Origin of the sequence: Colwellia polaris, assembly GCF_002104515.1 — a bacterium.
Lineage (GTDB): Bacteria > Pseudomonadota > Gammaproteobacteria > Enterobacterales > Alteromonadaceae > Cognaticolwellia > Cognaticolwellia polaris.
In genome coordinates this window covers 51,243-75,260 of record NZ_NBOE01000014.1, presented here as the reverse complement: position 1 = coordinate 75,260, position 24,018 = coordinate 51,243, and the positions used below count along the sequence as shown (strand labels likewise).

21 protein-coding genes are annotated in these 24,018 nt (G+C 39.0%); 17 read left to right on the top strand and 4 right to left on the bottom strand.

What is annotated here, in order from left to right; all coding sequences use genetic code 11:
- Position 1: 1 nt before the first annotated feature.
- Positions 2-757, top strand: a complete 756-nt coding sequence (locus B6A32_RS17180) for a TIGR04219 family outer membrane beta-barrel protein (RefSeq protein ID WP_085306153.1) — start codon at positions 2-4, stop codon at positions 755-757.
- A 709-nt stretch (positions 758-1,466) separates the two neighbouring features.
- Here the strand turns inward: B6A32_RS17180 and B6A32_RS17175 are convergent.
- The 3 genes from B6A32_RS17175 to hslR form a co-directional block, all read right to left on the bottom strand.
- Positions 1,467-6,116: a S8 family peptidase gene (locus B6A32_RS17175; RefSeq protein ID WP_085306152.1), complete on the bottom strand. Its 4,650-nt coding sequence runs from the start codon at positions 6,114-6,116 to the stop codon at positions 1,467-1,469.
- 510 nt (positions 6,117-6,626) lie between these two features.
- Positions 6,627-7,484, bottom strand: a complete 858-nt coding sequence (hslO, locus tag B6A32_RS17170; protein ID WP_085306204.1) for an Hsp33 family molecular chaperone HslO — start codon at positions 7,482-7,484, stop codon at positions 6,627-6,629.
- Positions 7,485-7,493: 9 nt separating this feature from the next.
- Entirely contained in the window at positions 7,494-7,907 is a 414-nt protein-coding gene (gene hslR, locus B6A32_RS17165; RefSeq protein WP_085306151.1) for a ribosome-associated heat shock protein Hsp15, read from the bottom strand.
- A 202-nt stretch (positions 7,908-8,109) separates the two neighbouring features.
- Here hslR and gspC point away from each other — a divergent pair, with 202 nt between their 5' ends.
- The 14 genes from gspC to B6A32_RS17095 all read left to right on the top strand — a co-directional run bounded on the left by gspC (position 8,110) and on the right by B6A32_RS17095 (position 21,592).
- Positions 8,110-9,063, top strand: a complete 954-nt coding sequence (gene gspC, locus B6A32_RS17160) for a type II secretion system protein GspC (RefSeq protein ID WP_085306150.1) — start codon at positions 8,110-8,112, stop codon at positions 9,061-9,063.
- 17 nt (positions 9,064-9,080) lie between these two features.
- Positions 9,081-11,168 carry a type II secretion system secretin GspD gene (gene gspD, locus B6A32_RS17155; protein ID WP_085306149.1) on the top strand — a complete coding sequence of 696 codons (2,088 nt, stop codon included), beginning with the start codon at positions 9,081-9,083 and terminating at the stop codon, positions 11,166-11,168.
- 2 nt (positions 11,169-11,170) lie between these two features.
- Complete coding sequence (gene gspE / locus B6A32_RS17150; protein WP_085306148.1) at positions 11,171-12,757, top strand: type II secretion system ATPase GspE; 1,587 nt, start codon at positions 11,171-11,173, stop codon at positions 12,755-12,757.
- A 77-nt stretch (positions 12,758-12,834) separates the two neighbouring features.
- Complete coding sequence (gspF, locus tag B6A32_RS17145; RefSeq protein ID WP_085306147.1) at positions 12,835-14,058, top strand: type II secretion system inner membrane protein GspF; 1,224 nt, start codon at positions 12,835-12,837, stop codon at positions 14,056-14,058.
- Between the two features lie 2 nt (positions 14,059-14,060).
- Positions 14,061-14,495 carry a type II secretion system major pseudopilin GspG gene (gspG, locus tag B6A32_RS17140; RefSeq protein ID WP_085306146.1) on the top strand — a complete coding sequence of 145 codons (435 nt, stop codon included), beginning with the start codon at positions 14,061-14,063 and terminating at the stop codon, positions 14,493-14,495.
- Positions 14,496-14,537: 42 nt separating this feature from the next.
- Entirely contained in the window at positions 14,538-15,164 is a 627-nt protein-coding gene (gene gspH / locus B6A32_RS17135) for a type II secretion system minor pseudopilin GspH (RefSeq protein WP_085306145.1), read from the top strand.
- The gene (gene gspI / locus B6A32_RS17130) at positions 15,154-15,543 is read left to right on the top strand and encodes a type II secretion system minor pseudopilin GspI (protein ID WP_085306203.1); all 390 of its coding nucleotides are present in this window, start codon (positions 15,154-15,156) and stop codon (positions 15,541-15,543) included. The genes gspH and gspI overlap by 11 nt, the downstream gene beginning before the upstream one ends.
- The gene (gene gspJ, locus B6A32_RS17125) at positions 15,540-16,220 is read left to right on the top strand and encodes a type II secretion system minor pseudopilin GspJ (protein ID WP_085306144.1); all 681 of its coding nucleotides are present in this window, start codon (positions 15,540-15,542) and stop codon (positions 16,218-16,220) included. The genes gspI and gspJ overlap by 4 nt, the downstream gene beginning before the upstream one ends.
- On the top strand, positions 16,213-17,229 hold the full coding sequence (gene gspK, locus B6A32_RS17120) for a type II secretion system minor pseudopilin GspK (RefSeq protein WP_233131459.1): 1,017 nt from the start codon (positions 16,213-16,215) through the stop codon (positions 17,227-17,229). The genes gspJ and gspK overlap by 8 nt, the downstream gene beginning before the upstream one ends.
- A complete protein-coding gene (gspL, locus tag B6A32_RS17115; protein ID WP_085306142.1) occupies positions 17,229-18,461 on the top strand; it encodes a type II secretion system protein GspL in 1,233 nt (410 codons plus the stop codon). Before gspK ends, gspL begins: the two co-directional genes overlap by 1 nt.
- The gene (gene gspM, locus B6A32_RS17110; protein WP_085306141.1) at positions 18,458-18,925 is read left to right on the top strand and encodes a type II secretion system protein GspM; all 468 of its coding nucleotides are present in this window, start codon (positions 18,458-18,460) and stop codon (positions 18,923-18,925) included. Before gspL ends, gspM begins: the two co-directional genes overlap by 4 nt.
- The gene (locus tag B6A32_RS17105; protein ID WP_085306140.1) at positions 18,925-19,668 is read left to right on the top strand and encodes a type II secretion system protein N; all 744 of its coding nucleotides are present in this window, start codon (positions 18,925-18,927) and stop codon (positions 19,666-19,668) included. The genes gspM and B6A32_RS17105 overlap by 1 nt, the downstream gene beginning before the upstream one ends.
- A gap of 527 nt (positions 19,669-20,195) precedes the next feature.
- A complete protein-coding gene (locus B6A32_RS17100) occupies positions 20,196-20,402 on the top strand; it encodes a CsbD family protein (protein ID WP_085306139.1) in 207 nt (68 codons plus the stop codon).
- Positions 20,403-20,653: 251 nt separating this feature from the next.
- Entirely contained in the window at positions 20,654-21,592 is a 939-nt protein-coding gene (locus B6A32_RS17095) for a YihY/virulence factor BrkB family protein (protein WP_085306138.1), read from the top strand.
- 149 nt (positions 21,593-21,741) lie between these two features.
- On the opposite strand, the gene yrfG is transcribed toward B6A32_RS17095, so the two are convergent.
- Positions 21,742-22,419 carry a GMP/IMP nucleotidase gene (yrfG, locus tag B6A32_RS17090; protein ID WP_085306137.1) on the bottom strand — a complete coding sequence of 226 codons (678 nt, stop codon included), beginning with the start codon at positions 22,417-22,419 and terminating at the stop codon, positions 21,742-21,744.
- A 193-nt stretch (positions 22,420-22,612) separates the two neighbouring features.
- Here yrfG and nudE point away from each other — a divergent pair, with 193 nt between their 5' ends.
- Positions 22,613-23,170: an ADP compounds hydrolase NudE gene (gene nudE, locus B6A32_RS17085; RefSeq protein ID WP_085306136.1), complete on the top strand. Its 558-nt coding sequence runs from the start codon at positions 22,613-22,615 to the stop codon at positions 23,168-23,170.
- On the top strand, positions 23,167-23,994 hold the full coding sequence (gene cysQ / locus B6A32_RS17080; RefSeq protein ID WP_085306135.1) for a 3'(2'),5'-bisphosphate nucleotidase CysQ: 828 nt from the start codon (positions 23,167-23,169) through the stop codon (positions 23,992-23,994). Before nudE ends, cysQ begins: the two co-directional genes overlap by 4 nt.
- Positions 23,995-24,018: the final 24 nt, after the last annotated feature.

Below are 24,018 nucleotides of genomic sequence, written 5' to 3'. Positions count from 1 at the left end.
CATGAAAAAAATAGCACTAGCAGTAACACTTGCAACAATCTTATCAACAAATGTGCAGGCTGATGCTTTGGGGATATATCTAGGCGGACAAATTTGGGATAATCAAGCTTCAGGTACACTCGGTGATGGCAGCTCTCTAGTTGATTTTAATCTAGAGGATCAGAAGCAAAATAGTTTCTTTATTGCTTTTGAACACCCAATTCCGTTAATTCCAAATGTACGTATTGCCTCTACTTCATTAGAAACTGAAGGCAATACAACACTAACAACAGAATTCGAATTTGAAGGTGAAACATTTAGTGAAGATGCTAATGTTAATGCAGACTTCAACATAAGTTATGTTGATTACACACTCTATTATGAGTTATTTGATAACGATTTACTTTCATTTGATTTAGGTTTAACTGGTCGCGATTTTGACGGCGATGTTACTGTTTCTGCGCAAGCGAGCCAAGGATCTACATCTGGTCGTATTTCAGTAACTGAAATTGTACCTATGCTATATGCTCGTGCAAATGTTGGCTTACCTTTAACAGGCTTTAACTTGTATGCTCAAGGTAACTTTTTATCAATAGATGATCACACGCTATACGACTATGAAGTTGGCGTTAGTTATGAGCTTATTGATAACCTTGCTGTAGATGTAAATCTTAATGCAGGTTATCGAGCGGTTAAGTTAGAGTTAGACGATTTAAACGATCTGTATACTAATATTGAATTTGATGGCGTATTTCTGGGCACAACAATTCATTTTTAAAACAATAAAATAGCGTAATACAAAAAGCAGAGCTGAGAGATCAGGTCTGCTTTTTTATTGTCTACATGTCAGTGTTTTTATCCAATGGAATGTCTTTGAGGACAATTTATTCTGAGGTTAACCTTCAAAAAGTATTCTAAATGTTCAATATCGAAATCAGCATAAAGTTAACTTTGCATTAATAGCGTGTGTTATTCAGCGGTCACTTAAATAAAATAAGCCCTAGTAGGGTTCCAGCTAATGGTACAGTTAACCCGCTTATGTTGCACTTCACGAAGTTAATTCCACATCATTTTGTTTACTTATTCGAGCGCGGCTAACGTTAATAATGTGGGCTTATATTTAACCTGAACTCTGGATAATGAGTGCTTGATACTCAAGTGTACCTAAAGCTTAATAAAAGTGGCGCAGATGATCATTATACTTTTTTTAAATAGCGTTTTTTTATTAATTCATCGCTAGAGCTGTGTGCTACTTTTACTAACTAGCTTAAGGTGTGTAAACCGTAATCACGGGCTATTGAGATAGAACACAATGCAATAATAGCCTAGGTGCTTCGCAGCTTAATGCTGCACTGAATAAAAATGTATTCAGCAAAGGGTTGGCTTAAATGTATGACATTAAAGTATAGGTAATAAAAAAGCCATCAACATAGTGTTGATGGCTTTTGTTTTTATAAGCTTTCTAAAAGAAAGCTTAAGTGGTTAAATTACGCTTTTTTACGACGTGTAAATAACATTGGCGTTAGTAGTAACATTAACCAACCAAATGAACCACTTGATTTCTTATTCACAATTGATACTGAAGCAGTAGTAGCATCTGTATTGCCATTACCATCATCAACTGTTAGTTGGAAAGCGATAGTTTCATCTCTATCCACTGTTGGAGCTGTAAAGCTAATTGAAGCAGCGTTAGCTGTAAAGCTTACAGGAGAACCAGATAATTGTACCCAAGTGTAAGAAAGGGTATCACCATTTGGATCAGATGAGCTTGAACCAGAAAGTTGAACACTTTCTTTTTCAACAACAGCTGTGCTACCAGTAATCATCGCTGTAGGTGCGCCTTCAACTTGAATCTCAACACTTGTATCATTAACAACTTCAGCAGTGCTTTCATCATCTGTGCTATGAGTTAACACAACTGTTGTTGGACCACCTTTGAAAGTATCGTTAATTTCTGTAGAGAAACTAAACGTTGTTGGATCAGATGCTACGTCTGTTAGTCTGTAACACATAACTAAACCAGATTCGATTGACTCAACTGTACCAATAGAACCTTCTGCACCGCCCCAAACTGACTCAGCGTAAATAGAAGTTAAACCATTTTCGCCTGTTGCATCTTCATAGCCAACTGTAGCACCAAGATCAGAGCCCCAATCGTGTGTTACGTCGCTATAGCCGAACATGAAATTACCTGTAGCTCTTTCAATTACAACTTCAAAGTCCATACTATCAGTGATATCACCTGGTGCTATGCCATTAGATGCAGAGCCATTAACACCTAACCAATGCATCGCGTCATCAAACTCGATAATTGCCCAAGCAGAACTACTAGCTACAGATATGCCACTCTCAGCACCAATCACTATATGTCCGTCTCTCCACATTGGAGCTACTAGATCATTCGCTACTGTGCTATCAGGTAATAATTGGTTTCTCCATGGTGCAGAACCTGCAGTACCACTAAAGTAAACAAAACCATCGTCAGTTACGGTGAATGAGTCAAATGACTTACCAAGGAAGTTAGTACTAATATTGTAAGTACCTTCAGTGTCGTTACCTTCGATAGTACCAATACCTACACCTAAATCAGCTAGGTTAATGTAACCATTACCTTGACCGAAGTTTGGCATGCCACATGTAGCATCGTTAGCATTAGTTGTCATGGTATAAAATGGTGCTGAACCATGTAATGACTCTTGTACTACAGTCCAAGTAATTTCATTACCTGAAATGGTTGCATCGCCAGTAACAGACTCTTCGTCAAGCGTCATGCTTGATGGAACAGTAGCTTTAACAGTGTAAGTACGGTCACCTGGAGTAGTTTTTGCAAGTACAGAAACTTCATAATCAACACGATCTTGACGTTCCATATATGCATCAGCATTACTAGAGATAGTTACATCATCGATAGCGCGAACTAGGTCTACAGAAACTAGGCCTAAGTTACCCGCATCTTCCATGCTTGTACCTAAGTCAAGAGCACCATAGTACACATCACCTTGTTGAGCATCTTCAAGAGACCACTTAACACGTAAGTCAAACTCAGTTAATGCAGGAATAGCAGAGTCAGCTTCAACAGTTAAGTTATCACCTGCTTCACCGTCTACAATAGCTGTTGCTAGAGTATAAGCATCTTGAGTGCCTTCTTCACTATCAGAAGCCGCCCAGTTTTGTACCGAAACCCAGTAGCTACCAGCTTCAGGTAGAACTAAATCAACTTTTTCAAGCGCTGTACCAGTAGCACTTATGCCTAACTCTTCATCTTCTTGTGGAAGACCATCACCGTTAGTATCTAGACCTACGCGTAAATCTAAATCAGGAGATGCAGAAGCAAGAATTTCAGCAACGAAACGCTTAGCATCAGCCGGAACTGTATGAAGTGTAACGTTAATGCCGTCAGTTAAATCATCGTAAGCATCACTATTATCGCTATCAACTGCTAATGTAGCTTCAGTTTGAGTTGCTTTAGTTAAGCCATATGAACGACTAGTAAACTCTGTAATTTCAACTGCCATAACATCTTCAATTAAGAAGCTGTCTTGATTACGGTTAGCATTCAAAAATAGTTCATCTGGAATATTACCATTTGAAGCTTGAACACTTACCGGGATTCTAGCTGTTGGGTGTGAGGCAGATGTCATAACAACTTGACCAAAAGACCAAACGTCACTTTCAGCACGAATCGCATCAACATTGATTGCTATTGTTTGGCTTTCACCTGCAGCTAGCGTAAATGTTGCTGGCGTTGCTGTAATAACTAAACCATCAGATATTGCAGTGCCTTCAACTGTCCAAGTACCAGCAGCTGTAGCAGTTACTGTACGAGTCCAATCACAAAGACCAACACAGTTAGCGTTTGATACTGAAGGAATGTTTAAGGTTTTAGGATCGCCACCTTCACTAGGGTTTGCAGCAGTATAGTTTGCTGCTGTTTCATTCATGATAAGACCAGTAGTGTGTGCTAAATTCACACGAATACTACCTGAACCCATATCAAATACGTCTGCAGGAGTTACACCATCTTCTTTGCGAACATCAGTAACCGCTGTTAGCATTAATGCTGAACGAATGTTATCTGCTGTCCATGTTGGGTGTGCAGATTTTAATACGGCACCAGCACCAGCAACATGTGGAGCTGACATTGACGTACCTTGTAAGAAAGCGAAATCAGCAGGGGCTGTTCCTGTTTCATCATGGCCGTATTGTTCATCAGAGTATGCAGCATAAATTGAAACACCTGGTGCAGTAACAGAAGGTGTCATAATATCAGGAACTGTGTTGTTTGAACCACGTGAAGAGAAGTCAGCCATATCGTCAGCTTGACCAATTTTTAGTTCACCATCAGCAGCAGTAATTGTTGCTGTGTGTCCTTCACCTGTAGCTAACCAAGTACGTAAAGCATTACCATCTTCGGCGGTAATATGAATACCAGGCACAACGTAAACGTCGTTTGCAACTGTGTTAGAACCGCCGTCGATATTACCAAGTACAAAACCACCAGCGCCACCAGCTTCAGCGTTTATTGCTTTAGATACACGTGCGATAGCACCGCGATCACAAACAACGATCTCGCCGTCAAAAGTACCTTCAGGGAAAGGTTGTAAACATTGTGCAGGGTCGCCATCAGGATCGTTGCTGTTAGGGTAGTCACCAGCCCAAACGATACTAGCAGTAATGCCGCCAGATGCACTTTTACCTTCAATGGCTTCTAGCTCAGTGTCGCCACCAGTAAAACCACCAATTTCTTTTTCAAATGCAACTTCACGGCCATGAGTAGATGCACCTACAACAGTATACCAAGGAGCATTTTTTGAGGTTGTGTTAGCATCAGGACCATCGTTACCAGCAGATACTGATGAGAATATACCTGCTTCTTGAGCTGCTAAGAAACCTAGTTCTGTAGAGCTTGCCCAAGGATTACCACCGCCACTAATAGAGTAGTTAATAATATCTACACCATCGCGAACAGCATCATCTAAAGCAGCAATAATTGCAGCGCCAGGACAACCTGAATATGTGTCACCTTGATCTCCAGGATTACAAATTTGGTAAGCAACAATGTTTGCATGTGGTGCAACACCCGAAATTTGACCAAATTCAAATCCCGTTGTATTAATACCATCGCCTTGAGCTTCACCAGTTTCTGGATCAACTAATGGTACATCATATAAAATATTACCGCCGGCAGTACTGGCAGTATGCGAACCGTGTCCGCCGTAATCTTCACCATTTTTAGCTGGTGGAGTAGCTCCAAATACATCAGCATCGTCATAATTATCGGTAACAGATGCGTATGAACGAACACCGATTAATTTATCGTTACACATTGATGCGAAATCACCCGCACAGTCACCAACATAAACGCCAGCACCCCATGGGTTAGTATGGTCATAACCGTCATCACCAACATCAGCAAATGAACTATGATCTGAGTTAATACCGCTATCAATTACACCGATAATAACGCCTTCACCCATGTTGATAGCACTTTGTCCTTCGCCATCCCATACCATAGGAGCACCAACATGAATTGGGCCGGTATCTGTTTCCATGCGTTCCATTTTCTCACGTTCAACGTAAGCTACATCGGCAAGGTTTGATAAAGCTTCAGCTTCTTGTTGTGTTAAACGTATCGCCATACCATTAAAGGCATTCTTATATTTATAAGTAACATCGATGTAGTTACCTAATTTATTTGAAGCTTTATTTAAAAATGTTTGTTGCTTGCCTTCCAAGTAGTTGCTGTAAGCTACTGTCTCTGCAGCGTCTAAATCTATGCGCAACTCTTTTCGAATTTGTTGTGAAGACTTATTGCTATTTGCCAATGACTTGAATAATGATTTTTTGGCAATTTGCGGGTTAGTAGCTGCTAAACCTTCAATTGAACCGTCATAGGTTGCAATTGGTTGGTCTTTTAGGCGAACGATATAAGTATAAGTACCGTCTGCTAAATTCTTTTCAGCACGGAATTTCTTCGCTTGTTTTTTATTGTATGTGCCACCTTTGTTAATAGAAATTGGTGCGACTGATTGTAATGATTCAGCCGAATATTGCGTAGGCACAGTACTAGCAGATGTCTGCATAGTGGCCATTGATAATAGCGCTGTTGAAACAGCAATTGTTACTTTGTTATTCACAAAGAACCTCCCTAAATGCACATTTGTTGTGCTTGTTTATACTTTTTAGTGAGCAAAGCCGTTATATCAACGGTTTGCCAATCATATATTACGAGATACGCAAGAATGCGACGATTAAACATACCACATGTAAAAATAATGTAAATAACTTGTCACCAAAGGTTTGCTTAAATAATTAATTCACCGTTTAAATTGGAAAATAGTGTTTACAAAGTAGCCTCTTTAATTAATTAGGGTATGTAGAATTAAAGTATAGGAAGGTGAAATTTTCCAAGTTTATAGACAAATAATTCAATATTATTTGTCAAAATAGCAAGCGAGGTTATTTAAACAGAAGTATTAAGCAACAAGGAGAAAAATATTAGGATAGTTAGAGGAGGAAATGTTGAGATCTGTGAAACTACATTTATTTTTACAAAGTATCCGTAAACGCAACTTCATGTTAAATGCGTTAGCCAAAGGTTAATTCTTCAGCTAACGTACTAACAAGTAAATTAATTTAAGGCTAAATTAATGCGGTTTACCCTCTATGAATTGCGCTAATTCAGGACGTTCAAATTTATATGTTGTCATACAATAATCACAAGTCATTGATACCGCCCCTTGCTCTGCAATAATGCTTTCAATCTCGCTAGGCTCTATTTGAGAAATAGTACTTAAGCACTTATCTTCAGAACAACTGCATTTATAGCTGACAGCCTGTGGCTCAAAAATTCTCACTTCTTCTTGGTGATATAAACGATAAAGTAAATCTTCACTCGCTAGGGAGAATATTTCTTCTGGTTTAATGGTATTGGTTAATTGGCATAGGTGATCAAAATCTGCCTGTTGCTGTTCTTTATCACCGCTGTCAGGTAAAAGTTGAATCAAAGTCCCTGCTATTTGAGATGTTTGCTCGTCAGCAAACAACCAAATTTTTGTTGGTATCTGTTCAGACACTTCAAAGTAATGTGCTAAACAATCAGCTAACGTATCTTGTTCAAGTGCAACAACACCTTGATAAGGTTCGCCATCAGTTGGGCGAATAGTAATAATCATATTACCTTTGCCAATAAGGTCTTTTAAGGCGGTAGCATCGGTTTCGCTTGCCATACGGGCTATACCGCGCATTTCTTGAAGGTTATTACCATTTACGGCCAAGTAACCTATTGGGCCGTCACCTTGCAATTGTACAGCAATTTCACCTTCAAATTTTAATGTTGCTGTTAATAAACAAGTGGCGGCAACTAATTCGCCTAATAATTGTTTTACGCCTTGAGAATAATTGTGTGGAGCAACAATATCCTGATAAGTTTGACTTAAATTAACTAACTCGCCTCGCGCGTGTAGGTTGTCAAATAAATAGCGATTTAAAGTATCTTTTTGCATGGCCACTGTTTATATCCTTTCTTTTAAATGTCGAATTTGTCGACGTTGTTTCTTATCTGGCTTGGTGTCACTGGCTGGGCTAAGTAAAATACCTTGCTTGCGTGCCAAACTGTTTTTTTCACGAGTTTCAATGCTCTCGGTGGTTTCTTGATAAAGCGTTTGGGCAAAAGTAGCATCGCGACGTCTATCTGCTAAAGCGACAACAATGACATGCTTTTCTTCAAAACCTTGCCTAATAGTAATGCGATCACCTAAAACTACCGCTTTGCCTGATTTACTGCGTTGCCCATTATAAAATACTTTACCGCCGTCAATCATTTGCTTTGCAATGGCGCGTGTTTTATAAAAACGAGCAGCCCATAACCACTTATCTAAACGAGTGGATACTTTGTCTTGCGCATCATTTTCGTGATTTTTAGTCATGACGTAAATTGTACTCTATAGCGGCATTTTAAATTTGCCGAAAGTTAACATAACGATGGTGTTTTCGCTAGTTCGAATGCATTTCTTTACAATTTGTTAACTAATTATAGTTAAAAACGGATATGACGTCTTGTTGCTAAGCGATTGGTCAAGTATCATCAAAGCGAATCAAAATTTGCAGATAATAAAAAAACGATAAAAAATGACATTATTGAATAACCTATCAAGCGCGCCTGAACAGCTTTCCAAGCTTCCCCAGCGAAAAATTACTCAAGTAATTATTTTGCTATTGCTTTGTTACATCGCTTATTTATTTGCACAAATAACTTGGCTAGGTTTGTCTGAGTCTCCTAAAAATACTCATGTAACATTACAAGGCTCAGTGTCTGCCTCATCAAAACCGCAAAAACAAATTGAAGTAAAAAGTATTCAGGCATTAAATCTTTTCGGTGCTTTTACTCAACAAAAAGAAGAGCGCGTTGAAGAGGTAATTGAAGATGCGCCTGAAACACGTTTAAAGTTAACGTTAACAGGAGTGGTTGCTAGTAGTGATAAAGCAACCGCCGCTGCAGTAATTGAAAGCTCTGGCAGACAAGAAACCTACAGTATTGGTGAAAACATTACTGGCACACGTGCAACCTTAGAAAATGTTTTTAACGATCGAGTCATTATAAAACTATCAGGTGGTTTTGAAACTTTAATGTTTGAAGGCTTAGTATTTGATAAAAATGTAAAGCCAGTTCAGCCAAACTATAAAAAACAGGCGGCACCTGGGCGCACTAAAAATTCATTAAAATTGTCATCAACTCAGGTTGTTGACCAACGTGATAATAAATCATTGACCAAAATTGCTAAGTCATTAACCAGCGACTTAGAGAATGATCCCGGTAAAATTACCGACTATTTAAAAATTTCACGTAAATTAAAAGATGGCAAAACTATAGGTTATCAATTAATGCCGGCAAAAGATCCAACTTTTTTTGAAAGTGCAGGTCTGAAGTCTGGAGATTTAGCAGTACAAATGAATGGTTTTGATTTGACCGAACCTCGAGAAGCAGCACAAGCACTAAAGTCTTTAAGAGAACAACGCGAAGTTTCACTATTACTAGATCGTAATGGTGACATGACAGAAATACTTTTCAGTATCGATAATTAGAATAAAAGGAATAATAAATGCGCAAATTATTAAGCGCACCTTGGTATAAGCGTAGCCTTACCGGGGTTGTTACCGCAGTTTTACTCAATAGTGTTTTGCTCTCTGCAAATGTACATGCCGCTGAATATTCTCCAAATTTCAAAGGCACAGAAATAGCTGAATTTATTAATATTGTTGGTAAAAATTTGAAAAAAACCATGATCGTTGATCCCAACGTACGTGGCAAAGTTAATGTGCGCAGTTACGACCTGTTGACTGAAAAGCAATACTATCAATTCTTTCTAAACGTATTAGAAGTTTATGGTTTTTCTGCAGTTGAAATGGACAACAATGTTGTCAAAATTATTCGTAATAAGGATGCTAAAACCTCATCTATACCCGTGGTAGGTAACGAAAACCCTGGTGTGGGTGATGAAATGGTTACTCGCGTTGTAGAAGTTAAAAACGTTACTGTACGTGAATTAACCCCTTTACTTCGCCAGTTATCAGACCAAGCCGGCGGTGGTAACGTTGTTAACTATGATCCAGCAAACGTAATTATGCTTACGGGCACTGCAGCAGTAGTAAATCGTTTAGTACAAATTATTGAGCGTGTAGATAAAGCAGGTGACCAAGACGTACAAATTATTAATTTACAATATGCATCAGCTGGCGAAATGGTTCGCATAGTTGAAGCTATGAACAAATCTACTCAAGGTAAAAGCGCTGGAACACCGACCTTTTTAATTCCTACTATTGTGGCCGACGAACGTACTAACAGCGTTATTGTTAGTGGTGAAGTTAAAGCCCGCGAACGTGTAGCAAGATTAGTTTCACGTTTAGATAGCGAGCTTGAATCAAACGGCAACACGCGGGTTTATCATTTAAAATACGCTAAATCTGAAGACATGGTGAAAGTACTTCAGGGCGTTAGTGAATCTATTGAAGCTGAAGCTACTTCAGGTAGTACATCTTCGCGTAAAAATAAAACCCGTAATGTAAGTATTGATGCTCATGAAGACACTAATACTCTCGTTATTACCGCTCAACCAGATATGTTGCGCTCGCTAGAGGCAGTTATTCGCCAATTAGACATTCGTCGTGCTCAAGTACTTATTGAAGCCATTATTGTTGAAGTGTTTGAAGGTGACGGTGTAAACCTTGGTGTGCAGTGGTATCACGAATCCGGTGCTATGTCGCAATTTACCAATGGTGTTACACCTATAAGTTCTATTGCAGCAGCAGCTGAAGCTGCTCAGCCGACGCAGGGTACATTAGGTACTACTGTTACCTCAGAAAGCGGTGTAATTACAGAGAATCCTAATCAACCCGATATCGACGGTGACTATAGTTTAGCCGCTCAAGTGTTAGGATCAGTTAGTGGCACATTGTTCGGAATTGTGAAGAACGATTGGGGCGCAATTATTCAAGCGGTAAGTTCAGACACTAATTCGAACTTACTTTCAACGCCAAGTATCACTACGCTTGATAACGAAGAAGCTTACTTTATTGTTGGTCAAGAAGTGCCAATTATTACCGGCGCACAAACCGGCAGTAATAACAGTAACCCTTTCCAAACGGTAGAACGTCAAGAAATCGGTATTAAATTAAAAGTTACACCACAAATAAACGAAGGCAGTGGTGTGCAATTAACGATTGAGCAAGAAGTCTCTTCAGTAAGTGGTGCAACGGGTGTTGATATTTCAATTAACAAACGTGAAATTAAAACCACGGTCATGGCAGATGACGGCGCAACGGTTATTTTAGGTGGTTTAATTGATGAAGACGTGCAAGAAAGCGTACAGAAAGTACCGTTACTTGGCGATATTCCACTTCTTGGCCACTTATTTAAATCAACCAGTAACACTAAGCGTAAACGTAATTTAATGGTGTTTTTACGTCCAACTATTGTACGTGATGGCAAGTTAATGAATGACCTGAGTAAAGAAAAATATAACTTTATTCGCGCGCTAGAACTTCAAAAGAAAGAAGATGGCCTTGAATTATTATCAGACGAAAAGCTACCGATTTTACCAGAGTGGAATGATCAACTGTCATTGCCGCCATCGTTTGACGAATACATGAAAAAGCGTGATGAAGATAAAACATCGGGTGAAAAAGAATAGCCATGAGTAATATCGACCCACAAACACAAGCTTTCGTTGTTGCTAGCGAAGAAGCAGAGCGTGAAACAGCGCTTGACGAATCTTCAGAATTAACAGCAAGCGATATCATAACTGATGAGGGTATTCGTTTTCGTTTGCCCTTTGGTTTCGCCAAACGTAACAGTGTATTAGTTACCAATGACGACGGTGAATTACGCCTAGTTTGTACCGAGCTGCTAAACGCCGATGTTTTACTTGAAGTTCGTCGAGTATTAAAGGCTCCGTTTACGCTTGATTATAAAAGTGCCGCTGAATTTGAACAATTATTAACAATTGCATATCAACGCGATTCTTCTGAAGCTCAGCAAATGATGGAAGATATAGGTAACGAAGTTGACCTATATTCACTTGCTGATGAAATGACAGAAACCGAAGACTTATTAGAAAACGAAGACGATGCACCAATCATCAAACTAATCAATGCGATGTTGAGTGAAGCAATTAAAGAGAATGCTTCTGATATTCACATTGAAACTTTTGAACAAGCACTGCAAATTCGTTTTCGTGTTGATGGTGTCTTGCGTGAAGTTTTAAAACCTAATCGTAAATTAGCCTCTTTACTGGTTTCACGTATCAAGGTTATGGCTAAACTTGATATCGCCGAAAAACGTATTCCTCAAGATGGTCGTATTTCATTAAGAATAGCGGGTCGTGCTGTTGATGTGCGGGTTTCAACTATGCCAACAGGGCATGGTGAACGCGTAGTGTTACGTTTACTTGATAAAAACTCGACTCGATTAGACTTACAAGATTTAGGCATGACCGATGGCAACCGTGCTCGTTTTTCTGAACTTATAGACAAACCTCACGGCATTATTTTAGTTACCGGTCCAACAGGCTCAGGTAAAAGTACCACGCTTTATGCCGGCTTAAGTCAAATAGACAGTAAAGAACGTAATATTTTAACGGTAGAAGACCCGATTGAATACGCGATTGAAGGTATAGGCCAAACGCAAGTAAACACTAAAGTTGATATGACCTTTGCCCGCGGCCTACGTGCCATACTTCGTCAAGATCCCGATGTAGTGATGGTGGGTGAAATTCGAGATTTAGAAACCGCACAAATTGGTGTACAAGCCAGTTTAACGGGTCATTTAGTTTTATCTACACTGCATACAAATACAGCCGCAGGCGCCATAACTCGTATGGAAGACATGGGCGTTGAACCTTTCTTGCTTTCTTCTAGTCTATTAGGTGTATTAGCACAACGATTAGTAAGAACATTATGTCCACATTGTCGTGAATGTTGCGCTACTTCTGCAGAAGAACGAAAATTATTACAACTACAACCTGATGATAACTCGCCTATATATAAAGCGGTGGGTTGTGAAGAGTGTAACTTTAAAGGTTACCGAGGCCGAACCGGTATTCATGAATTAATCGTCGTTGACGAACAAGTGCGCGAATTAATCCATAACGGTAAAGGTGAGCAAGCAATTGAAAAATTCATTCGTACAACAACACCAAGTATTCGCCGAGACGGTTTTGACAAAGTCATGTTAGGCGAAACCACTATTGAAGAAGTATTGCGGGTAACACGCGAAGACTAATAATCGCGTTTTTGATAACAATAATCACCCAATGAAAACACACTTGGTAATGAACTGGATAAAGATAAACCTAAATTATGGCAGCATTTGATTATCAGGCAGTAGACGGCCGAGGAAAAAATAAAAAAGGGGTAATCGAAGGCGACACCCCTAGACATGTGCGTAATTTACTTCGCGAACAAGGCTTAATGCCTATTGAAGTAACGCCAAGTTTACAAAAGAATAAGCAAACTAATAAGAAGTCATTCTTTAGCGGCGGAACAAAAATATCGTCGGCTGAGCTAGCGCTTATCACTAGGCAACTTTCAACGTTAGTTGAGTCGGGTTTACCAATTGAAGAGTCGTTAATGGCGGTTGGTGAGCAGTGCGATAAAAATAGCTTAAAAAGTATGGTAATGGCTGTTCGTACTAAAGTAACCGAAGGCTATGGTTTGGCTGAGAGCATGGCGGAATTTCCACAGGTGTTTAATCGCTTGTTCCGCGCTATGGTTGCAGCAGGCGAAAAGTCGGGTCACCTTGATAAAGTATTAGACCGTTTAGCCGATTACACCGAAAAACGCCAACAATTACGCTCGCAATTAATTCAAGCTTTGGTTTATCCGGTAATTATGACCGTAGTCGCTACCGGTGTTATCGCGATATTGCTTACGGCTGTGGTACCTAAAATTGTTGGCCAATTCGAACATATGGGCGCTAACTTGCCAGCAACCACTAAATTCTTAATTGCCAGTAGTGATTTCTTGCGTGATTATGGTTTGTTCATTGTCATTATTGTTGCGGCGCTAATGTTGTTGTGGTCACAATTGTTGAAAAAAGACAGCTTTAAGTTTGCTTATCACAAACGCTTTTTAACTATTCCCGGTATAGGTAAAGTCGCTAAAAGCGTTAATACCGCAAGATTTGCACGTACCTTGAGCATTTTAACCGCTAGTGCCGTTCCTCTATTAGAGAGTATGAAAATATCAGGTGAAGTACTCGACAACTTATACATTAAACAAAGCGTTAAGGAGTCAACCGACAAAGTTAGAGAAGGCACCAGCTTACGGGTGTCGTTAGAGCAAACTAAGCTGTTTCCGCCAATGATGTTACACATGATCGCCAGTGGCGAGAAAAGTGGCCAGCTAGAGCATATGCTAGGGCGCGCCGCCGATAACCAAGATCGTGAATTCGAGGCTGTAATGAATATTTCATTGAAAGCCTTTGAACCGGCATTAATGGTAGTAATGGCAGGTGTTGTATTATTTATCGTTATGGCTATTTTACAGCCAATTCTTCAGTTAAATACGTTAATAGGAAGTTAGAAATGAAAGCAGTAAAAAATGTTCGAGGTTTTACCTTATTAGAAGTAATGGTTGTTATCGTAATTTTAGGTATTTTAGCCAGTATGGTCGTGCCTAACCTTATGGGCAGCCAAGAGCGCGCGAATATGCAAAAGGCGGTTTCTGATATTAATGCTTTAGAAACGTCTTTAAGCATGTACAAAATGGACAACTATAAATACCCAAGTACCGAGCAAGGGCTAGAAGCACTTGTTACTCAAACAGATATCGAGCCTATGCCACGCCGTTTTCCTGAAGGAGGCTATGTAAAACGTTTACCGAACGACCCTTGGGGCAGTGAATACCAATTATTAAACCCAGGTGAAAACAGCGCAATGGATGTTTTCTCTATGGGACCTGACGGCGAACCTGGCACAGATGACGATATTGGTAACTGGAATTTAGGCGATTATCAGTAATCAATACATATTATTGATTAACTGATTATTTATTAACTAGCTATGAAACTTAACACGAGTCGCCGTTTAGCATTACAACATCGCCCACAGCAAGGTTTTACCTTAATTGAAGTGATGTTGGTCATTGTGCTTATTGGCGTGATGGTTTCTGCCATACAGTTTAGTTTTTCAGGTAACAAGCCTGAGCAGTTATTAGAACAAAACAGTGCTCGCTTTGCGGGCATTTTTGACGTAGCGGCAGAATACGGGTTACTCAATAATGTTGAGCTAGGATTGTTTATTGAAGAAAATAGCTATCAGTTTCTGGGCTACGACGGCACAAGTTGGGCCCCGATTGCTAATAACCCATTATTTGAAGTTTATACCTTACCTGAAGGCATTGAAATAAGCTTACAGCTTGATGACTTACCGATCGAAGAGGCTTTATTGTTTGACTCGTCAGTTTTAATTAACGAAGACGAAGAAGACGACTTTACTGAAGAAGAAAAGAAAAAAAAAATCCCACAAGTTTATATGCTGTCTGGCGGAGATATTACGCCTTTTAGTTTAACTTTTTCATTGGCCGAATTCGCTTTTGACGGTGATGAAAACATCAGTTTTAAAGTGTCTGGCATTTATACCACACCGCTTACGATAGAAGGGCCAATAGTTAATGCTAATGCTCGTTAATTATTATCGCAAGTTAGAGAAAGGCTTTACCCTTATTGAGGTAATGCTAGCGATGGCGGTATTTTCAATTGCCGGGATTGCCATTTTAGGTACCGCAGAGACTAACGCACGTAATTTAGGTTATTTAGAAAGTAAAATTCTTGCAAATTGGGTAGCATCCAACCAGTTAGTAGAAATTACACTCGACGATACTTGGCCACCAAAAAATAATAAAAAAGGTAAGGTCGAATTAGCCGGGCTAGAATGGTTTTGGCAACAAAAAGTAGTTAAAACTACCGATAAAGACATGCGCGCTATTGTGTTAGAAGTACGATTAGATGAAAAAGATCCCTCTGCATTAACCAGCTTAATGACCTATATATCGAAGCAAAATAAATGAATATCGCTGCTAAAAAGTATTGTGCCTTAAATCGTACTTCTCAGCCTATATCTAAATTTAGTCAGGGTTTTACCTTGCTAGAAGTTTTGATCGCCATTGCCATTTTCTCGGTGATCAGCATGGCGAGCTTTAGCATTTTTGAAACAGTATTAAATAGTGACACAGTGACCAAAGAACGCACTGAGCGTATTAACGAATTGCAACGCGGCTTTTTAATTATTGAACGAGACGTGTTACAAATAGCAAGGCGTAGTGTGCGCTTTTATGGCGAAGCTCCTCAAAGTGGTTTTTTACACACAGACATTGAAAGTTATAGTGGTAGTGAACAAGCCATTGCTTTTGTTCGCCATGGCTGGACTAACCCTGGTTTATTATTACCGCGCAGTGATATGCAGTCTGTTGCTTATCAACTAAATGAAAACACCGTTGAGCGAATACATTTTAACTTTGTTGATGCCGTGTTAGGTGAAGAACCAAAAGTTAGACCATTAATCTCAAAAGTTGAAAGCTTAACTTTCGAGTTTTATGATGGTAAAAAATGGCAGAAAACATTGCAAGAAGGGACTTTACCGCAAGCTATTGCGATTGAAATAGATACAACCGATTTCGGCATTATTCGTCGACAATTTCTTGTTGCGGGTGATGATTTGCAGAATAAGGACGATAGCCGTGAGTAAAGTGTTCGCTGTTAAGCAAACACCCAAAGGGGTGGCGTTAATTACGGTTATGCTTATTATTGCGTTAATCGCTATTTTAGCAACGCAAATGACCGCAAGGTTACAATTACAAATGCAACGCACAACCAATATAGGCTCGAATCAGCAAGCTTATTGGTACGCAATGGGTGCGGAAGCATTTGCTAAAAGAATATTAATACAATCATTTGAAGACGATGCCGAAGTTACACATTTAGGTCAACTATGGGCACAAGGTGAAAATACTTTCCCGGTTGATTTCGGTGAAATTACTGGTGAGATAACCGACTTAAATAGTTGCTTTAATTTAAATGCTTTAAAGGTTGATAGCGAAGAAACTAACAATAACAGTACAACAGCAGTAAAAAAATCACCGGCAAGAGCTGCTTTTGAGGAGTTACTTATTGCGATTAATATCGAAGGTGTAGGTAGCTTTGAAGCTGAATACATGGCAGATGCTTTAACAGATTGGTTAGACGCTGATGGTAGTATTTCGAGTTCAGGCGGCGCAGAAGATAACGATTATGCAGCAAAAGAGTTCCCTTATTTAGCCGCCAATAATTATTTAGCCAGTATGGGAGAGCTACGAGTAGTTGAACACTTTACTGCTGATGTTATTGAAAAGCTAAAAGATTATGCCTGTATATTGCCTGACACGAATATGAATAAAATAAACATTAACACCATGGCACAAGATCAACCTGAAATACTTGTAGCCATGTTAGGGATAAGTCAAAATGAAGCATCACAAGCTTTATCTTCTCGTGGAGAAGAAGGCTTTAAAGATATTAATGAATTTTTCGCTTTAACTGAATTAGTTGAAGCGAAAATTGCACCAGAAAAAAAACAATATTTTGCCGTTAAGAGCGAGTACTTTAAGCTCAAAACAACCGCAAGTTTTAATAACAGTTACTTTGCTTTGAACACCATTATGAAAGTAGACGATAAAAATAATATAAATGTGATCAGTCGCATCATAGGACGAGAGTAATGGGTGAAACCTTATTTATCCGTTTAGGCAGCCAAGCTGAAAATAGAATTCACTGGCTGATTAAAGTCAACGGACAAGAAGATATAATAGCAAGTGGTGAGTTACCTAACGCAGGTGAATTAACACAACTTACCGAAAAATCTGCAGCAAGAGAAGTCGTTGTTTTTGTTCCTAGTAGCGATATTGCGATTAAGCGTTTAAAAGTGCCAGGTTCATCGCAACGCGCTATTCGTTTAGCTGCACCATATATGCTTGAAGAAACGCTAGCACAAGACGTTGAGCAACTTTGCTTTGCCTTTAGCGATATTAAGCAAGACGAACAAGGGCATAACTGTTTTGTTGCTGCGCTTGAGCGTAAACAACTCGAAACATGGTTACAATGGTTGGCTGAAGCAAATATTTTCTGCAAGTTAATGATACCTGACACCCTAGGATTGCCTGTTGTACCGCAAAATAGCAGTGCTGTAATGTTAGGCGAACAAGTGTTGATTAGGCTTGGCGAATGGCAAGTTATGTCATTCGAGGCTAATGCTTGGCCAGTAATTTCGCAATACTTTAAAGCCTTGGATGAAAACGAACAAACCATCCATGCTTATTCTGCCTTGTCAGAAGTACCCGATGAATTAACCATTGAGTACTTACCTGAAGAGCTACCTTTAGCTATTTTAGCGAATAACCATGCGCGTAAATTTAACTTGCTTCAAGGCGATTTTCAGGTAAAAGAAAAACGCTCGGCTAATACGATGAATTGGCTTTGGGTTGCAGGTGTTGCCTGTTTTGCCTTAATACTTAACTTTGGGCTAAAGGGCGCTAAACTTTATCAGTTATCAAATCAACAAGATGCTCTTGAAACCGAAATTATTGAAAAATATAAAACGGTTTTTCCTGAAACTAAGCGAGTGAGAATTTCAACCGTTCGTTCACAGCTTCGACAGAAGTTAGCCGAAGTGGGTAACAGTGAAGATTCTGCTGGTTTCTTAGCGCTATTAGTTAAGCTTGAGCCTGCATTAGCGAGCGTGCCAGAGATAAAACCTCAAACATTAAAGTTTGACGGCAAACGTCAAGAAGTACGTATGCAAACTGTCGCCAAAGATTATCAGTATTTTGAAAAACTTAAAGTCGCTTTCGAAAAAGCAGGCCTAACGGTTAATTTAGGTGCACAGAACAATCAAGGTGATCAAATTTCCGGTTCGTTTAGCATTACAGACACTTCAATGAAGGGGCGCTCATGAAAGCATGGTGGCAACAGTTAAATATTCGTGAGCAACGTTTAGTACTCGTTATGTCGGTGCTAGTATCGGTATTTATTTTATATGGACTTATTTGGCAACCGCTGAATGAAAGCATAAACAAACAACAATCAACGCTAGAGCGTCAGCAAGACTTATTAACTTGGGTTGAAGAAAATACTCAACGTTACCAAGCTGCAAAGCGCAGTGGTCGTGCAGGTTCTGGGGCGAGTTTATCGAGCATTGTAAACAGAACGTCAAGGCTGAATAATATTATTATTACGCGCATGCAGCCTCAAGGTGATGATCTACAAGTTTGGATAGACGAAATTTCGTTTAATCAGTTGTTAACTTGGTTAGAGCAATTAGCTAGCAGAGATGGTCTTCAAGTAAAAAATATAGATCTAAGTTTAGCTGACCAACAAGGCGTGGTTCGTGTTCGTCGATTACAGTTAGGAAAGAGTTAATGAAAAAGACGTTTGCCTATGTAGCAATTTTTTTCACCGCTTATTGTATTTTTGCAATCGCGCTAATGCCAGCTAGTTGGTTGATCTCGCAAATTCAATTACCTAAAAATGTGGCTATTTCGTCAGTTGAAGGCACAGTGTGGCATAGTGAAATTAAGCAAGTAATGATTAACGACGTTGTCATCAATCAAGTGCAAAGTTCGTTGTCACTTATGTCAGTGTTAATGTTTAACCCTAAACTTGATATTACTTTTGGCAATGCCTTGGTTAACGGCCCAGAAGGGCAATTAACCATTAGCGGCCTGTTGTCTGAGGTAGTGATTGAAGACGCACAAGTAAATGTTGCAGCTAATATCGTAGCAGCACGTTTGAACTTACCTATCGATATTATTGCTCATGAGCAACTTCAGCTTAATATTACGCGCTTTATTGTTGGTGCACCGATATGTAGTGAACTAGAAGGCGACTTGCAATGGCGTAATGCCGCAGCAACAGCGTTTGAAGAAAAAGTTGAGTTAGGTGGGCTAGCGGCCAAACTTAGCTGCGATAAAGGTGAGCTAGTTGCTGATATTGACCCAGAAAATAATTTGGGACTGAGTTACCGCGCAACGCTAGCACAAGGTGGGCAATTGTCAGGTAGTGGCTATTTAACACCCGCTGAGAAGTTTCCAGAGCCATTAACAGCCGTATTAAGCTTTTTAGGCAAACCTGATAGAAAAGGCCGTTATCGTTTGAAAATATAAGTAACCTGACCTCTGGATAAGTACCTTGTTGAATATAAAAGGTAATATAAAATGACCTTTTATATTACCAACCTTTGACCTCTTGAAAACATATACCTAAACACGATTTTTAAACACATTTCCTAAATGTAAGTCCTAAACAACAGAGTAATCTCAACCATTCGGTTTGAGCAATTATGTATAAATTTCAAAATCATCATATACAAAAAATATAGCTTGTTGTGGCTAAATAATATCAATTAATTTAATGAATTGATCAATTTTAAACCGCTTTAGAAAGATCGATTGTTTATATCAATTGGTATAACGAGAGCTTTCTAAATTTTGTAACTAATACATAATGCTTTGTAATACTTTCATTCAAAATATTTTACAGGGAAGTGTTAATTTCATTTTTTCTTTTTTTTACAGTGACTTATGTTCTGGTGTGAGTTTTGCAAATAAAATAGGGATTTAAATCAGTGCTTAAATGAGTACTTTAGTTTGAGTGCTATTTACCACCAATCTGAAATTATAGGAGAGCAACTATGAACAAAGATACTTTTGAAGGGAAATGGAAACAAGTAAAAGGTGAAGCCCAAAAACAATGGGGTGATTTAACTAATGACGATATGGATATTATCAATGGCCAAAAAGAAAAATTGGCGGGTAAGATCCAAGAACGATACGGTAAATCTAAGGAAGAGGCGGAAGCTGAAGTTGCTCATTTTTGTAAAAACAACGATTGCCAGTAGTATCAACAACTTTCCTGCAATACTTTAAGCTTTTGCACGAAATTATAGCTTAATTTATCGCTTAGATCTGGGCTAGCAGTTTTATAAGTTGCTAGCCCTACTTACAACATAAACGAAAGCGCACGAACCTTGATGAGTTCATTGCTGCATCGCTGATATCCACACCCTGGAAAACTAAAAATAGCTGAGCCTAACTACAAAAATACAGCAGTAGCATTTAGCGTTAGATGTAATAAAGAGGCCTATTCTACATGAATTCAAAAAATCAAATTAAGCACCCACAAGAGTTTTCGCTAACAAACTGGTGGCAAATCGCTATACGTGTTCTACACAAAGTTGAGCAAGACAATATGTCGCTTATTGCTGCCGGTGTGGCGTTTTATTTTTTGTTAGCTATGTTTCCCTTATTGGCCGCATTGGTTTCTATGTATGGGCTTTTTACAGATCAGCAAACGCTTTTGCAACATATGAATCTTTTGGTGGGCGTAATTCCTGAGCAAAGTCGGGAAATTTTAGAAGCACAAATTGAAAGCTTATTAACCACAGACAATAGTGCTTTAAGCGTAGGTTTTGCTTTTAGTTTTTTATTGGCTATTTGGAGTGGCGGTAAAGGCTCTGTGGCATTAATTACGGCCTGTAATATTAGTTATAAAGAGGGTCGTACTCGTTCATTTTTTAAAATGATTCTCGTGCGTACAATGTTAACTTTGGCGACAATATTAACTATGCTGCTGATGTTACTTATGATTGTTATTATTCCATTTGCGTTGAGTATGTTAGATGAAACAAGCCAATCTTTATTGGGGGGGGTAACCTGGCCAGTTTTATTAATAATATTTAATTTATCACTAGCAAGTTTATACAAATATGCGCCACATAGAGTATCAGCGAAATGGCGTTGGACAACACCGGGTGCATTATTGGCGACTTTGTTTTGGCTAGTCGGATCATACTTTTTCAACTTGTATATTACCGAGTATGCCAGTTATAACGAAACCTATGGTTCAATGGGAGGCGTAGTTATTTTATTGATGTGGTTTTATGTCACCGCTTTTACGATTTTACTGGGCGCAGCAATCAATGCTGCAGCAGAGCTACAAACGGAAGAAGATACTACGGCGGGTAAGGCAAAGCCCAAAGGAGAAAGAGGAGCGTATGTGGCTAATCATGGGCCTAGCGATTTAAAGTAATTAGTTTTCTGCACTGTTTATTCGTGACCAACATTAACCGTTTAATTCATTGGAAAAGTTTAAAAAGTATCGGGAAATGGTCATTACACTCAACTGTTGCTAAGTGAAGTTATGTTACTTAGCCGCAGTTAATAACTATCAATCTATGATTAATTATTTGGTTTATTGTTATTTATTTCAGCTAATAAAACACGGTAGTCAGTAATTGAAGGGTAGTTTTCAAATACATTATTCGCTTTTTTACTGTCAGGGTTGGCAACAGCTAATATTTGCCCAATGCCATATTTTTTAGCTGAATCGAGTACTACTGGGCTGTCATCGACAAAAAGTGTGCTTTTACGCTCAAAACCATGTTTTTCTTGCAGGCGTTGCCAAAGTAATTGTGACTCTTTAGTCACACCAAATTCGTGCGTTGAGTAAAGCGTATCAAAGTATTTGTCTAATGATGTACGTTCAATTTTTAACGATAAGCTATCAGGATGGGCATTCGTTACAAGTACAACATCTCGCCCGGATGATTTTAAGGCAACCAGAAAGTCATGTGCGTCAGCGCGCAATTGAATTAAGTGTTGTGTCTCACGTTTTAAATCGGTAATTGATAATTGAGTTTGCTCTGCCCAGTAATCTAAGCAATACCAATCTATAGTGCCCGCTACTTTTTCATAGTGCGACATTAAAGACTCTTTTGCCTCTACCAAACTCATGCCCTTTAATTCACTTAAGCGCTGGGGCAAATGATGTAGCCAAAAATGGTTGTCGTAATGTAAATCGAGAATTGTGCCATCCATATCCAGTAAAACAGTTGAAATTTTTGACCAATCAAGCATAGATTTTTCCCTTGAAACACGTTTATTATAGAATGTCTCAAAGAGACTAATATTTGCCAAACAGATAAATATTTAAAGCAATTACTATTATACCCAAGCCTTATGGTTATGTATTCAATGTTATCGTGCTATGGTTAAACTTTAGCGTTTATATACAAAACATTTCACTTAAGTTGTTACAATTAAGGGCGTTATGACAACAAAAAAAATACTACCTGAAATCACCTCACGTAAGCAGGTTGCCAAAAGTCATTTATTTACGATTGAACAAGTTGACTTAACCTTTAGCAACGGCGAAAAACGAGAGTATGAACGTATGTACGGTAAAGGTCGAGGAGCAGTAATGATTGTTCCTATGCTGGATAAAAACACCATGTTACTCGTTAGAGAATACTGCGGCGGCACCCATACTTATGAACTTGGCTTTCCTAAAGGTTTAATCGATGCTGGCGAAAGTGCAGCACAAGCCGCTAATCGTGAATTAAAAGAAGAGGTTGGCTATGGTGCTAAGAAATTAACCTCAATTCATACCGTTGCTATGGCACCTGCATTTTTTGATGCTCAAATGACGATATTTTTTGCAGAAGATCTTTATGCTGAGAAGCTAGTCGGAGATGAGCCCGAAGACTTAGAAATAGTGCCTTGGCCATTGGCGAATTATCATGAATTACTACAACAGAAAGACTTTAATGAGTCGCGTAGTATCGCGGCTTTATTACTGGTAAAAGATCACTTAGGAGCTATTGAATGAGTCAAGAAAAACTACTATCAATTGCGCTTGAAAGTGCCAAAAAAGCAGGGCAAGAGGTCGCACGCTATTATAAAAACGGTAACTTTACCGCCGAAATTAAAGAAGATAATAGTCCAGTTACCAGTGCCGACATCGCCGCAAACGATATTTTAATGGATGAATTAAAACGCTTAACGCCTGAGATTCCGATTATTTCTGAAGAAGTAGGAGCGTTAGCATTAGCACAGCGCAGTAAATGGTCTCGTTATTGGTTACTAGACCCCATTGATGGTACCGGAGAGTTTATTGCTGGCAGCGGTGACTTTGCCGTAAATGTGGCATTGGTTGAAAACGGCTGGCCCAGTATAGGTGTTATTCATGCGCCTGATCATCAACTTACTTATTATGCTCAAAATAACTTAGGGGCTTTTAAAGAAAACGATGCCGGTAGCCATAGAATACATGTGGCAAAATATGACGGCCAACGTCGTATTAAAGTCGCAATAAGTCGTCGTCAGGATATTAATCTAATGGGGCAGTATTTAAACAGTAAATACGACTTCGATCATGTTGCTTTAGGTAGTTGTTCATTAAAAAACTGTTTAATTGCTGAGGGCGGTGCAGATTGTTATTTACGTGTTGGTCCAACAGGTGAGTGGGACACTGGTGCAAGTCATTGTATAATTGAACAAGCAGGAGGCAGTATTATTGACAGTGAATTTAAGCCCTTAACCTATAATCAACGTGAGACTTTGATGCAGCCCGATTTTGTCTCGTTAGGGAACAAAGAAATTCCTTGGCAAGATATTATTAAACCGCACAAAGCTGCACGCCTTATAACTTAATAACGCTCAGGCACATCGCAATAA